The organism is Mesorhizobium sp. LSJC269B00 (assembly GCF_000502815.1).
GTDB lineage: Bacteria > Pseudomonadota > Alphaproteobacteria > Rhizobiales > Rhizobiaceae > Mesorhizobium.
Map to the genome: position 1 here is coordinate 425,049 of NZ_AYVN01000001.1, position 13,493 is coordinate 438,541.

A 13,493-nucleotide genomic window follows, 5' to 3' on the forward strand; every position below is an offset into this window, starting at 1 on the left:
GAGTTTTGCCGTGACCGATCAGCCAGACCGCGACCAAGCACGAGATCCCCAGGATCTGGAGCGCCTGCTAATTGATCGGCAATGGGCGGGAGACATTGAGGGCATGGTAGCGCTGTTCGAACCCGATGCCGTCATCGACACCGGAGCAGCCGAATTGACGCGTGGCCATGAGGCGATCCGCGCTTTGTTCGAAGCCTTTGCCGCGAGCTGGCGAAAATTCCAGCGCGGCGAGCAGCGCCCGGCGGCCATTAACGGCGACCTCGCGTTGACGTCGACCAGGCTTGCCGACGGCTCGATAACCTCAGAGGTCGCGCGCCGGCAGGCCGACGGCACATGGCTGTGGGTGATCGACCGCTATTCTGTCGTGTGGTGATCCAGTCAGGGCGTCGGCGGCACTTAACTGCCGATATGTCCCCTGCCCTGCGCCTGCGCAAGTTCGACCTGGCGCTGGCGCTCGGCATAGCGGGTGCGATCCTCATCCGAGCGTGCCTCGTAGCAATGCGGGCATGACACGCCGGTGGAAAAATGCGGCGACAGCCGGTTCTCCGGCGTCAGCGGATGCCGGCAGGCGCGGCAGAGTTCGGCCTCGCCTTCGGTCAACCCATGCGACACCGAGACCCGCTCGTCGAAGACGAAACACTCGCCCTGCCACAGGCTGTCTTCGGCCGGCACCTCTTCAAGATATCTGAGGATGCCGCCCTTGAGATGGAACACATCCTCGAAGCCGAGCGACTTCACATAGGCTGTCGCCTTTTCGCAGCGGATGCCGCCGGTGCAGAACATCGCAACCTTGCGGCCGTCGAGTTGGTCGCGGTGTTTTTCCACCCAGGCCGGGAATTCGCGAAAGCTCGACGTGCGCGGGTCCACCGCGCCCTCGAACGTCCCGATCGACACTTCGTACGCGTTGCGTGTGTCGATGACGATGGTGCCGGGGTCCGAGATCAGCGCGTTCCAGTCGGCCGGCGCGACATAGGTCCCCGCACCCGTCGCCGGGTCGAGGTCTTCGACGCCCATGGTGACGATCTCGCGCTTCAGCCGCACCTTCATGCGATGGAACGGCATTTCGGCGGCAGTGCTGTATTTGACCTCGAGATCGGCAAGACCCTCGATGGCCTCGAGATAAGCGATCAGGTCGGCTATGTCGGCTTCGCTGCCGGCGACCGTGCCGTTAATGCCCTCCTGCGCCAGAAGCAGCGTGCCCTTGATGCCGCGCCCGCAGCAGAAGGCGGCAAGCGGCGTGCGCAAGACCCGCAGCGCGTCGAAGTCGCCCAGCCTCGCAAATTTGTAGAGCGCGGCGACGCGCACGGGTTCATGGTTGGTCATCGCCAAGCCACTAGACCGTGGTCAAAGCGGATTCAAGGCAGAGCTAAAGACACTTCGTCGGTATTCGCCCGCAGGCTCGTTGGCCGACATGTGACATCGCGGCAGGCCGGGTTTCGTGGACTCGGAATCGGCCTTCTGCTAATCGGTTGAAATCACCCAGGGAGAGAAAAGCCAATGCCCAGCAAGACCGAAAAGCTCCTGTCGCTGCTCAATGGCCAGCCGGTCATTCCGGTGCTGAAGATCGCCAATGTCGCGGACGCCGTCCCGCTCGCCCGGGCGCTGGCCGCCGGCGGCCTGCCGGCGATCGAGATCACGTTGAGAACCGCCGATGCGCTGGAAGCGATCCGCCGCGTGGCCGGTGAGGTCGAGGGCGCCATTGTCGGCGCCGGCACAATTCTCGATGCCAAGCAGTTCGACCAGGCAGCGGCGGCTGGCTCGAAGTTCATCGTCAGCCCCGGCATCACGCGCGAGTTGCTGGCGGCGGCCAAGGACAGCGACGTTCCCTTGCTGCCCGGCGCCATCACGCCCGGCGAGATCATGGCTGCCCGCGAGGCCGGCCTGCGGTTCCTGAAATTCTTCCCGGCCGAACAATCCGGCGGCATCGCCTCGCTGAAGGCCTTTGCCTCGCCGCTGGCCGACGTGAAATTCTGCCCGACCGGCGGCATCTCGGCCAAGAACGCCGCCGACTATCTCAGCCTGTCCAACGTTATCTGCGTCGGCGGCTCGTGGGTGGCGCCGGACGAGTTGGTCAAGGCCGGCAAGTGGGATGAGATCGAGGCGCTCGCACAGAGCGCGAGCAAGCTCGGAAAATAACCTCCGCTACTTTATCTTTGCGCAATCCCAAGGGAAGCGCTCCGCGCTTTCCCGGGAAAATCACAGTGTTCCCGGAATTGCACTCGGCACAAAAACCCGCCAGCTGCGCCGACCGGGTTTGCTACGCGTTGAGATTTTGGTTCCCGCTCAAGGGCTCGAACCTCGATTCACGCCTTCAAAGGGCGCTGTCCTACCATTAGACGAAGCGGGAATGCAGGCTGGTGGTTAGCATTCCGGGACGCTAGAAGCCAGCGCTGGAGATTCGCCAACAGCAAAAAGCCGCGCGGGTTGCCCAGCGCGGCTTCGATGTTTACCCCGTCGAGCTCTTACTTCGTCTGGAAGCGGGCGACCGAAAGGAATTTCACGGCATTGCCGGTGAAGCGGTTGGCATCGGCCATCTGGTTGTCCGCCTGGAAGCCTGCGGTGTAGACCTCGCTCGGCGGCGTATGCACGATGTTGTAGGCATAGCGCGGCGCTGTCGTCGGGCTGGAAACGGTGGCGATGTTGTCGCCGCTGCTCAGCGCCCAGCGGGCCGCCTGCGGTTCGGCCGCCACCACCACTGCCTTCGGTCCTGGCTTCAGGTCGCGGGCCGAAGCCCTGGCTTCCTTGCGTGTCGTCTTGACGCCGGCGCCGATCACCGAGGCTGGATCGGTACCGGCGGGACGGGCAGCAATAGCGCCGCGCGGCGATGCGGCATCGACACCTGACGGATCGTTGAACGCAGAGCGCGGCTCAAGCGACGCAACCTGATAGTCGTCGGTAGCACCGGCTGTATCGGCGGCGCTGGCCTGTTCGAGAACCGCCTTGACCTCGTCCGGACGCTGCGACGGCAGCACCGAGAACGCGTCGGTTGCGGTCTGCTTGTGGGCAGCCGTATCGGCCAGCGCCAGCAGAACGCCCTTGTCCTGCGGCGCAAGCTCAGCCGGCGGCGAAGAGCGGTCGGGACGCCAGGTCGGCAACGGGACGTTGACCGCGACCTGCGCCGGAGCGGCAGCTTGATCGGCCCCCTGGTCGGCATTGCTCGCATCGGCCGTTCCGAACGGCACATTGGCCGGCGCCTGCGCCGTCGCCACCGTCTGTTCGGTGGTGGCATCGGCCACGCCGAACGGCACGGTCTCAGGTTGTTGCGCGCCGACATCGGCCTTCGGCCGCGGTGCGAAAGCGGGCAGCGGCACTTCCTTGGCGGGCAGCGCGGCGATGATCGTCTCCGGCGTGTCCTGCGGCTCCGCATCGTCAGCGCTGTCGTCGGCAAGCTGCGGAATGTTGGCGCGCTTGGCGTTCTGCGGCGACACGATCGCGATGCCAGGCAGATTGCTGTTGTTGTTGCTCGTGGCAGCCAGCACCGGCTTCACGCTTCTCGGCGGCGGCGCGGCGGTAGCGACATCGGCGCTGTCGTCGGCTTCGTCTTCACCGCCACCGCCAAAGAACGCGGACAGGAAGCCACCGGATTTCTTGGTGCTGCCGCCTGCGCTGGCCATCATGATGGCAGGAGAACCTGCGCCCTTGCGTGCCTTGTAGGAGGCGAGCGCTTGGTCATAACCCGGCAACGGCCTGCCGTCGCTCGGCACATGCAGCGTCTTGCCATTGGGGAACAGGCTGACCAGTTCCTGGCGGCTGATGCCTGGCCAATGCCGCACATTGCCGACGTCCATGTGGACGAAGGGCGAACCCGACGACGGATAGTAGCCGACGCCGCCGCCCTGCATCTTCAGGCCGATGTTGCGCAGCTTTTTCAGCGGCACACCCGGAATGTAGAAGTCCATCGCCTTGCCCAGCATATGCTGGCTTTCCTTGGCGACACCGCGGCTGCGGCTGCGCAGCATCGAATTGGTCGACGGCGAGCGATAGCCGCAAACGACCTGGATGTAGTCGGTGGCGCCGGCCTGCCGGTAAGCTTCCCACACCAGATCGAGCAGGCGCGGATCCATCTTGGTCGGTTCGTTGCGACGCCAGTCGCGCAGGATGATGTTGATCTTCCTGAGGCCTGCCGGATCGTAGCGGCCATTGCGCTTGTAGACGATCTCGGCCTTTTCGTGCGTGTGGAGGTGATAGAGCTTGAGCGAGCGCGTTTCAGCGCTGGCGCCGGCAGCAGTTGCGGCGAGGAAAGCGAACGCAACGATCAACGCTGCCAGCCATCTCGGCCAGACGCCCATGTGATCGCGCCGCCCGTTTCTGTGTCGTTCGACTTTGTTCAAATCAAAAGGCCTTGCAGGCTGCCGTTTGTCCCCGGATTTGTCCAAACGGATGCGTGGTTCTCACATCCGAATATCGATCCTAATGGTTAATCATCGCTTATTGAAGCCGAAATGCGGTAACACCGTGGCGATATCCCGTCAAAAATAATACACAGGATTTCTTGGTAAACTGCTGGTTTAGATCAAGATTCAGCCTTTTCCCGCTACACGATCTGTTACCGCTGGCCTTAATGCGTGAACAACGGCGTCGCATCAGCCATATTCCCGCCCCAACCCCTTATGCAGCGCCGGATGTGGCATGGCAAGCTGGTCCCGGCGTTGCGTTGGCAAGCTGTGGAATTCGGCGTTCAGGAGGCAAGGCGGTCGAGGCGGCCGGTTTCCGGGTCGATGCCGTATTCCTTGAGCTTGCGGTAGAGCGTCGAGCGGCCGATGCCGAGACGCCGTGCGACCTCGCTCATCTGGCCGTTGTAATGGTCGATGGCGAGCTTGATCATTTCGAGTTCGACATCGGCCAGCGCACGCACATTGCCACGCTCGTCCAGCGCCCTCAATGTGCCGAAACGCTGAAGCAACCTGGCCGGAGGGGCGAGCTCGGCAGCTGCCGTACCGGCGTCATCAGTCTGCGCGCCATCGCCTTGCGATCCGGTGCTCAAGGCCATGCCGGGGTCCGACAAGGACGCATCGGCGTCGAGATTGACGGTGCCGTCGACCTGCGCCCGGATCTGCGGAAATTCGTCAGTCGTGAGCACATCGCCTTCGGCAAGCACCGAGGCCCTGAACACGGCGTTTTCCAGCTGCCTGATGTTTCCCGGCCAATCATAGGCCTGCAGCATGGCCAGTGCGGCATCCGAGATGCCGTGCAGGCGATTGCCCGCCGGCGCCACCTTGTCCATGAAATGCTTGACCAGATAGGGGATGTCGTCGCGGCGGTCGCGCAGCGGCGGCACGACGATCGGGTAAACGTTGAGCCGGTAGAACAGGTCCTCGCGAAACTTGCCGTCCTTGACCTGCTGCAGAAGGTTGCGGTGCGTGGCCGAGATCAGCCTGATGTCGACCCTGACGGTGGAACGGCCACCGACCGGATCGACCTCGCCATCCTGCACGGCGCGCAACAGCTTGACCTGCACGTCGAGCGGCAGGTCGCCGATCTCATCCAGGAACAGCGTGCCCGAATGCGCCTCGACGAACTTGCCGGTGTGCTTTTCGGTGGCGCCGGTGAACGAGCCTTTTTCGTGACCGAACAGGATCGATTCGACCAGATTGTCGGGGATGGCGCCGCAATTGACGGTGACGAACGGTTTTGTGCGGCGTTCGCCGCTGCCCTGGATGGCGCGCGCCACCAATTCCTTGCCGACGCCCGATTCGCCCTCGATCAGGATCGGGATGTTGGAGGCCGCAGCCTTCTGGCCGAGGCGGATCACCCGGTCCATCGCCGGGCTGTGCGTGATCATGTCCTTGAAGGTCAGGTGGCCGCCGCGACGCCGCGACGTGCGCTTGACCTCGTCCTCGACCGCCTCGACCTTGAGCGCGTTGCCGATCGCGGTCTGCAGCCGGTCGGGAGACGCCGGCTTGACGACAAAATCGAAGGCGCCGTGGCGCATCGCCGAAACCACCGTTTCGATGCCGCCCTGCGCAGTCTGCACGATGACGGGAACAGTGATGCCGCGCTCGCGCATCGCCTTCAGCACGCCGATGCCGTCGAGGCCCGGCATGACAAGGTCGAGGATGACTGCCGAAATATCCCTCGCATTGGGTCCGTCAAGCGCGCTCAGACCGGCCTCGCCGCCATCGGCAACGATGGCGCTGTGGCCGAATTTCGTCACCGCCGCCTCGAGCAGCCGGCGCTGCACGGGATCGTCATCGACTATAAGAATGGAACCTGTCATGACTGATTTGAGTTGCCCGCCTTGGGAAATTCCCATGGATCATCTTGGCACAGGGTTCTAAACAAGGTTTCAAAAAACCCGGTGAACGAATTCCTTAGGATTTGACCGGCTTGTCCTTTCCCCTTGATTCCAGAAGGTAATTGTTGATGAGCAGGATTCTCGGTCGGCAGCTTACGGCGGTAGCGTCCGGTCAGGGCGCGGCGGAACTCGGCGACCTACCGGAATGGAATCTCGCCGACCTCTATTCCGGCATGGAAGCACCCGAACTGAAGCGCGACCTTGCCAAGGCGGCGGCCGATGCCGTCGCCTTCGAGAACCGCTGGAAGGGCACGCTGGCTGCGGAGGCCGAGCGCGGCAGCGCCGGCAGGCTTGGCGAGGCGCTGACAGCCTATGAGGCGCTGGAGGAACTGATCGGCCGCATCGTCTCCTATGCCGGCCTGATCTATGCCGGCAACACCGCCGATCCGCAGCGCGCAAAGCTCTATGGCGACATCCAGGAAAAGATGACCGACGCCAGCGCGCATCTTCTGTTCTTCGCGCTGGAGCTGAACCTGATCGACGACAAGGCGCTCGAATCCGCCCTCGCCGCCGACGCCGGCTTTGCCCATTACCGGCCTTGGGTGCTCGACCTCAGAATGGACAAGCCCTACCAGCTCGAGGATCGGGTCGAGCAGCTGTTCCATGAGAAGTCGATCACCGGGCGCGGTGCCTGGAACCGGCTGTTCGACGAGACGATGACCGATCTGCGCTTCGACATAGACGGCGAGGAACTGACGCTGGAGCCGGCGCTGAACCGCCTGCAGGACGCCGATGGCGAGGTCCGCCGCCGCGCCTCCGAAGCGCTGGCCACAACCTTCCGCAAGAGCCTGCGCACCTTCACGCTGATCACCAACACGCTGGCCAAGGACAAGGAGATTTCCGATCGCTGGCGTGGCTTTGAGGACATCGCCGATTCACGCCATCTCGCCAACCGTGTCGAGCGCAGCGTGGTCGATGCGCTGGCGTCGGCCGTGCGCGAAGCCTATCCGCGCCTGTCGCATCGCTACTACGCGATGAAGGCGCGCTGGCTCGGCATGGAGGTGATGAACCACTGGGACCGCAACGCCCCCTTGCCCGAGACGCCGCAGGCCGTGATCCCTTGGGACGACGCCAGGAATACTGTGCTGTCGGCCTATCAGCGCTTTTCCCCCGACATGGCGGAGATCGCCCGCACCTTCTTCGACCGCAACTGGATCGACGCGCCGGTCAGGCCCGGCAAGTCGCCCGGCGCCTTCGCCCATCCGACCGTGCCTTCGGCGCACCCTTACGTGCTGCTCAACTACATGGGCAAGCCGCGCGATGTGATGACACTGGCGCATGAACTCGGCCACGGCGTGCATCAGGTGCTGGCCGGCGGCCAGGGCGCGCTGATGGCTTCGACGCCGCTGACTTTGGCCGAGACGGCCTCGGTGTTCGGCGAGATGCTGACCTTCCGTTCGCTGCTCGACCAGACCACCGACAAGCGCGAGCGCAAGGCGATGCTCGCCCAGAAGGTCGAGGACATGATCAACACGGTCGTGCGCCAGATCGCCTTCTACGAGTTCGAACGCAAGGTGCATGCAGAGCGCAAGAACGGCGAACTGACCTCCGACAAGCTCGGCCAGTTCTGGCTCGAGGTGCAGGCAGAAAGCCTGGGGCCGGCGATCAAGCTGCGCGAGGGCTATGAGGTCTTCTGGACCTACATCCCGCACTTCGTCCACTCCCCCTTCTACGTCTACGCCTATGCCTTTGGCGACTGCCTGGTGAACTCGCTGTACGCGGTCTACCAGAACGCCGAGCATGGCTTCCAGGACAAGTATTTCGAGATGTTGCGCGCCGGCGGCACCAAGCATCACTCGGAGCTTCTCGCCCCCTTCGGCCTCGACGCCACCGACCCCGCCTTCTGGCAGATCGGGCTTGGCGTGATCGGCGGCCTGATCGACGAGTTGGAAGCGCTCGACAGTTAATGCGCGCACCCATTGGACCGATGGCGCAGAGTGGCAGGTTCAGCAGCGGCCTCGACTTTGCAGAATCGCAGAACAGTTTAGCCGGAATGCATGTGACGGCAGCTCTGTTCTTGTTCTAAATATCTGTTCTTGAATAACTCTCCGGCGAAAATTCCGTTAGCTTTCCCGAAGCCGTATGATAGCTTTCCGACTGAAGCTCAGCCGGGCGCGCGGCTTAAGGCCGGACAGTATCCCGGCCCATGGCAGCGGTCTGACGAATGCGACAGCGACGGTTGGCAATGGGCGGAAAGCCGAACGCCGACACTCGACGACAGACCGGCTGTTCCCTGAGCCGCCGAACCACATTGGATGATCCGATCTGCCAAGGTCATGACTTGGGACGGCGGCGGACGGATCCGACTGGAGAGAGACGATGACCTTCTTTTACATTGTCCTGGCGTTCCTTGTAGGTGTGTTGGTTGGCTGGTTTATCTGGGGCCGGCTGCGCGGCGAACTCGACAGCCTGCGCGGCGATCTCGACCGCACCCGCAGCGAGCGTGACAGACTGCGCGCCGACGCCGATCGCCTGACTGGCGAACTCGACGCCTGCGGCAAGACCCGCGCCGATCTCGAACGCCGGCTGCGTGAAACATCAGCTCCATCCGCCAAGCCTTCAAGTTCGGCGCCGGCTGCGCTGGTATCGACAGCGGCAAAGGCCAAGTCCGCCCCGGCCGCGAAACCGGCCCCCGCCAAACCCGCCGCGGCCAAACCAGCTGCGGCCAAATCCGCGGCCGCAAAACCAGCGGCCAGCAAACCTGCCGCCGCCAAGGCCGCGCCCAAAGCCGCTGCTTCAAAACCCGCTGCCGTCCCGAAGAAGGCCGCCCCGGCAGCTGGGAAGGCCGACAATCTGCGCCGCCTGATCGGTATCGGCCCGGTCAACGACAAACTGCTCAAGGGCCTTGGCGTCACGACCTACGCGCAGATCGCCGGCTGGACCGCGGCCGATGTCAAGCGCATCGAGGACACGCTGAATTTCGACGGCCGCATCGCCCGCGAAAACTGGGTCGAGCAGGCCAAGCTGCTTGCCACCGGCGACGAAAAGGAGTTCGCACGCCAATTCCCGAGCGCCGGGACCGCCAACAACAGCTGATCCGTCATCGGCAACATAACCAGAAGGCGGCGCTCTCGGGCGCTGTCTTTGTTTTTGCATTCGCCACTGTCTTTGCGCCCTGCGACGCCGCTCCCTCGATTGCACGCCGCCCGGCCCCCATATAGAGCGGTTCTGGCGTTGTCGACCGCAGTACCCGAGCCCCATGCCCCTGCCCTCTGCCATTTTCCGCAACGATGAAAGCGGCCGTCAGTTGGTCTTCGACCACCCGGCCGACATCATCATTGCCTATGATGCCAAGGATTTTCTGCCGGCGCTGGCGGCCGCGCAGGCGGCGAGCGATGCCGGCAAATGGCTGGCCGGCTATTTCTCCTACGAAGCGGGCTATCTGCTCGAACCGAAACTAGTGCCGCTGCTGCCTGAAGGCCGGCGCGCGCCACTGGTTTGTCTGGGTGTCTTCGATGCTCCGGTCGAAGAGGCGGTGCCGCGCAACGATGCGCCTGCCACCAATGGCCCCATCTTCGACGCCCGGGCCAGTTGGTCCGCTCAGGACTACGCCAAAGGCTTCGCGCGCCTCCACGACCACATCCGCAAGGGCGATTGCTACCAAGGCAACCTGACCTTTCCGGTCCGTGCCCAATGGTCGGGCGATCCGGTTGCTGCCTTCGACGCACTGACAGGACGCCAGCCGGTCAAGTATGGCGCACTGATTTCGCTCGGCGATCCCATCATCTTATCGCGTTCGCCCGAGCTGTTCTTCGAGATCAATGCCTTAGGCATGATCGAAACCCACCCGATGAAGGGCACCGCACCGCGCGGCGCGACCAAGGCCGAGGACGCGCGGTTGAAGTCCTTCTTGCGCAGCGACGAAAAGAACCAGGCCGAGAACCGAATGATCGTCGATCTCCTGCGCAATGACATCTCACTGATCAGCGAGGTCGGCACGCTGGAGGTCCCGGAACTGTTCCGCATCGAGAGCTACCCGACCGTCCACCAGATGGTGAGCCGTGTGCGAGCGAAGCTTCTGCCTGATCTCGGCATCCGCCAAATCTTTGGCGCGCTGTTTCCCTGTGGCTCGATCACCGGCGCGCCGAAAATCCGAGCCATGGAAATCCTGCACGAGCTGGAAGAGACACCGCGCGACGTCTATTGCGGCGCCATCGGCTGGATCGCGCCTGGCGGCATGATGCGCTTTTCGGTGGCGATCCGCACCATATCGCTCTTTTCCAGTGGCGAGGCCGTTTACAATGTCGGCGGCGGCGTCGTCTTCGATTCGACGGCGCAAGAGGAGTATCAGGAGTGTCTGCTGAAGGCGCGCTTCGCGACGGGGACACCGCCGATTTCGAGCTGATCGAGACCATGCGCTGGGAGCCCGGCCAGGGCTTTCTGCGCTTCGAACGCCATCTCGCGCGCCTTTACGGCTCGGCGGAAGAACTCGGCTTTGCCTGCGATCCGCGGCGGATCGGCGAGGTGCTGGCGAATACTATCGGGGCGCAGCAGACGGCGCTGCGCACCCGGCTCGTCCTGCAGCGCAATGGCGAAGTGACCGCCTCGGTCCAGCCCTATGAGCCGTTCGCCGCCGACAAGGTCTGGCGGCTGCAGCTGGCACGGGTGCGGCTCTCCTCCACCGACACGCTGCTGCGCCACAAGACCGGCCGGCGGCAAGTCTACACTCACGCCCGCTCCGAATATCTGATCACCCAGGCCGACGAAGTGTTGCTCGCAAATGAGCGCAGTGAAATCTGCGAAGGCACCATCACCAACGTCTTCGCCGATTTCGGTGATGGCATGCTGATGACACCCAGGCTCGACTGCGGCCTGCTGCCTGGCGTATTGCGCGCCGAGCTGCTGGACGAAGGCCGCGCCCAGGAGGCGATCTACAGCTATGACGAGTTGAAATCCGCCAAAATACTGTTCGTCGGCAATTCTCTGCGCGGCTTGATCCCGGCAACATTGGCCTGATACGAAGCGGCTGCGAGAATAACCGCCGGCATTGGACACTTTCTAGCGAAGCATGAATTCTCGTCAGCCCACGCACACGCCCTATGATGGCTCCTCAAAGCTCTTCACCATCGGGCTGAAGCCGCTCGAGCTCGACAAGTGGATCGAGGTCGACCGGTATCTCTTCGACCATCTCGCCGAAAAGCGCCGGCTCTATGCCGAAATTCCCGACAAGGTGTTTGTCGAGGAAGACGGCACGCGCGACACCCAGCGCGAAGTGCGCGGCCTCATCGAAGCACATCTGCTGTCGACATTTCCCGGGATGTACCGGCGCACCAATGCCGGGGTTGAGGTCATTGGCGCCAAAGCCGACTCTGACGCCACCTTCCCCGATGCCCCGCTGGTCGCAGCGTCGCTGCTCGTCCAGGAAGACCTGATCCTGATGCGTCGTGACGACACCGGCTGGCGGCTCGCCGCCGGCTCGCTGTGTTTCCCGTCATCCTGGTCGCTGGTCGAGAAATTCGGCCGGCCGCTGCAGCAGATCCACGCACCGGTGCCGGGCTTCGGTCCGGGCACCAGGCCGGCCGAGCTCATCAACCGCATGTTCGACGGCCTGCAGGGCCAGGCCGTCGAACGCTTCAACTGGTCGATCCAGGCCGGCGACGCGCTCTATCATCCGCTCTCCAATGTCGAGCGCATCGACCGTGCCACCAACCGCCCCTCGCGATTTCCCGACGGCGACGTCAACGCCCACGCCTTCATCCGCGTGGAGCGCCAGACGTTGCGCAAACTGCCTCTGTCGCGCGACATCCTGTTCACCATCCGCATCCATCTCGACCCGCTGAAAGTGCTGGCGCGGCATCCCGACCGTGCAACGCTTGCCGCCTCTTTCGCGGCGCAATTGCAGGCGCTGGATGAGGCTCAACTCGACTATAAGGGGATTACATCAGACCGTGACCGGCTGGTGCAACGCCTGCAAACCATGGCTCAGGAGTGACGATGATCCGACATGTTCTGAAGCTAGCCGTCCTGCTCGGTGCATTGCTGGCGTTGCCGGCAACAGCGCATGCGGAACCGGTGACCTATGCGGGGAAGCTCGGCAACATCGACATCGTCGTCGAGTTTACCGGTGATCCGGCGACGGTTGGAGAGGCACTGGCGGGCCGCTATTTTTACCGCTCCAAGGGCGTCGATATTCCTCTGCAGGCGAAGTCGAGCAAGGGCGCCACCTTTCAATTGGCCGAGGAAGAAGCCTGCGATGCCAAGAAGTGCGGCGACGGCCAGTCTCCACCCATCGGCGCCGTCTGGCGGTTGAGTTCCGCCGACAAGGGCAAGACGCTGGAAGGCACCTGGACGGCCAAGAAGACCCTGCCGCTGAAGCTGACAAGGATCGCCAGCCGTGCCCAGACGGAGACGCCGGCGACGACGCCACGCAATCTCTATGATTTCACCGACATGACATTCTCGGGTGACGAGGCGCCGATCACCATGGCGGCATCGCCCTACGACTATCTCAAGCTGGATTTCGCGCCCGAGGCAGACGCCAAGGAAGGTTGGCCGGATGCAGCCTACAACTATGTCACCGATCCACGCACCAAATTCGCCAGGCCGCGCATCGTCGATCTCGCCGGCGGCGCGCCGATCGAAGCCGCCAATGCCTTGCTGCAGAACCGCCATTGGCATGACAGCCTCAGCGCCTTGACGTGCGCGGCGCTGCAATACGCCGGCTTCCACGATGGACCACCGATGGAGGGCATGGATGACGATTCGCTTGGCGGCTACGAAGACACGACGTCCAAAGTGACGTCATTGACGCCGAAGCTGATGAGCTGGTCGGAATCCGGCAGCCTCTATTGCGGCGGTGCGCATCCGAACAACTATTCCGACGCCTATGTCATGGACGTGCGCCGTGGCGCCTTGCTTACCCTTCAGGACATGTTTTCCGATACGGGCGACGGCAAGCCAGGCCCCTCGCTGGCCGCCTTCGTCAGGGAAAACCGCAAGAAGCCAAGCGACCAGACCGAGGTGGATTACGAGGCCGAATGCGGCATCGACGATTTGATCAGCGACTATCTCGGCGCCAGCCTGAAGCGCGATGGCGACAGGCAGGTTCTGGTCTTCGGGCTGCAAGGTTTGCCCAACGTCATCCAGGCTTGCGGCGACGATCTCGTTGAAATGCCGGTCTCCGAAGCACAAGCGCTGTTCACACCGGAATTCGCGAAACTGCTCGAACCGTAGGCGCATCTGCGCCGTCGGGAACTAA

At 63.4% G+C, this 13,493-nt stretch carries 11 protein-coding genes and 1 tRNA gene; 8 read left to right on the top strand and 4 right to left on the bottom strand.

Annotated features, from left to right (window positions below):
* Nucleotides 1–10 precede the first annotated feature (10 nt).
* Nucleotides 11–373 carry a nuclear transport factor 2 family protein gene (locus X771_RS162720; protein ID WP_023671936.1) on the top strand — a complete coding sequence of 121 codons (363 nt, stop codon included), beginning with the start codon at nt 11–13 and terminating at the stop codon, nt 371–373.
* Between the two features lie 23 nt (nt 374–396).
* Here the strand turns inward: X771_RS162720 and X771_RS162715 are convergent, their stop codons facing one another.
* Nucleotides 397–1,323 (bottom strand): rhodanese-related sulfurtransferase, encoded by a 927-nt coding sequence (locus X771_RS162715; RefSeq protein WP_023686394.1) that lies wholly within the window; start codon nt 1,321–1,323, stop codon nt 397–399.
* A 174-nt stretch (nt 1,324–1,497) separates the two neighbouring features.
* Here X771_RS162715 and X771_RS162710 point away from each other — a divergent pair, with 174 nt between their 5' ends.
* Nucleotides 1,498–2,136 carry a 2-dehydro-3-deoxy-phosphogluconate aldolase gene (locus tag X771_RS162710; RefSeq protein WP_023671938.1) on the top strand — a complete coding sequence of 213 codons (639 nt, stop codon included), beginning with the start codon at nt 1,498–1,500 and terminating at the stop codon, nt 2,134–2,136.
* A 137-nt stretch (nt 2,137–2,273) separates the two neighbouring features.
* On the opposite strand, the gene X771_RS162705 is transcribed toward X771_RS162710, so the two are convergent.
* The 3 genes from X771_RS162705 to X771_RS162695 form a co-directional block, all read right to left on the bottom strand.
* Nucleotides 2,274–2,347, bottom strand: a tRNA-Gln gene (locus tag X771_RS162705).
* Nucleotides 2,348–2,462: 115 nt separating this feature from the next.
* Nucleotides 2,463–4,289: a DUF882 domain-containing protein gene (locus tag X771_RS162700; RefSeq protein ID WP_023686395.1), complete on the bottom strand. Its 1,827-nt coding sequence runs from the start codon at nt 4,287–4,289 to the stop codon at nt 2,463–2,465.
* A 389-nt stretch (nt 4,290–4,678) separates the two neighbouring features.
* A complete protein-coding gene (locus tag X771_RS162695) occupies nt 4,679–6,217 on the bottom strand; it encodes a sigma-54 dependent transcriptional regulator (protein ID WP_023686396.1) in 1,539 nt (512 codons plus the stop codon).
* Between the two features lie 146 nt (nt 6,218–6,363).
* On the opposite strand from X771_RS162695, the gene X771_RS162690 reads away from it, so the two are divergent.
* The 6 genes from X771_RS162690 to X771_RS162665 all read left to right on the top strand — a co-directional run bounded on the left by X771_RS162690 (nt 6,364) and on the right by X771_RS162665 (nt 13,468).
* Entirely contained in the window at nt 6,364–8,202 is a 1,839-nt protein-coding gene (locus X771_RS162690) for a M3 family oligoendopeptidase (RefSeq protein WP_023686397.1), read from the top strand.
* 412 nt (nt 8,203–8,614) lie between these two features.
* Nucleotides 8,615–9,331, top strand: a complete 717-nt coding sequence (locus X771_RS162685) for a protein in NADH-ubiquinone oxidoreductase complex (protein ID WP_023686399.1) — start codon at nt 8,615–8,617, stop codon at nt 9,329–9,331.
* Between the two features lie 163 nt (nt 9,332–9,494).
* A complete protein-coding gene (locus tag X771_RS162680; RefSeq protein WP_023686400.1) occupies nt 9,495–10,640 on the top strand; it encodes an aminodeoxychorismate synthase component I in 1,146 nt (381 codons plus the stop codon).
* Nucleotides 10,589–11,251, top strand: a complete 663-nt coding sequence (locus tag X771_RS162675) for an aminotransferase class IV family protein (protein ID WP_032899993.1) — start codon at nt 10,589–10,591, stop codon at nt 11,249–11,251. Before X771_RS162680 ends, X771_RS162675 begins: the two co-directional genes overlap by 52 nt.
* A gap of 52 nt (nt 11,252–11,303) precedes the next feature.
* A complete protein-coding gene (locus tag X771_RS162670; protein WP_023686402.1) occupies nt 11,304–12,227 on the top strand; it encodes a DUF3445 domain-containing protein in 924 nt (307 codons plus the stop codon).
* A gap of 2 nt (nt 12,228–12,229) precedes the next feature.
* Nucleotides 12,230–13,468, top strand: a complete 1,239-nt coding sequence (locus X771_RS162665; RefSeq protein ID WP_023686403.1) for a hypothetical protein — start codon at nt 12,230–12,232, stop codon at nt 13,466–13,468.
* The last annotated feature ends 25 nt before the right edge of the window (nt 13,469–13,493 follow it).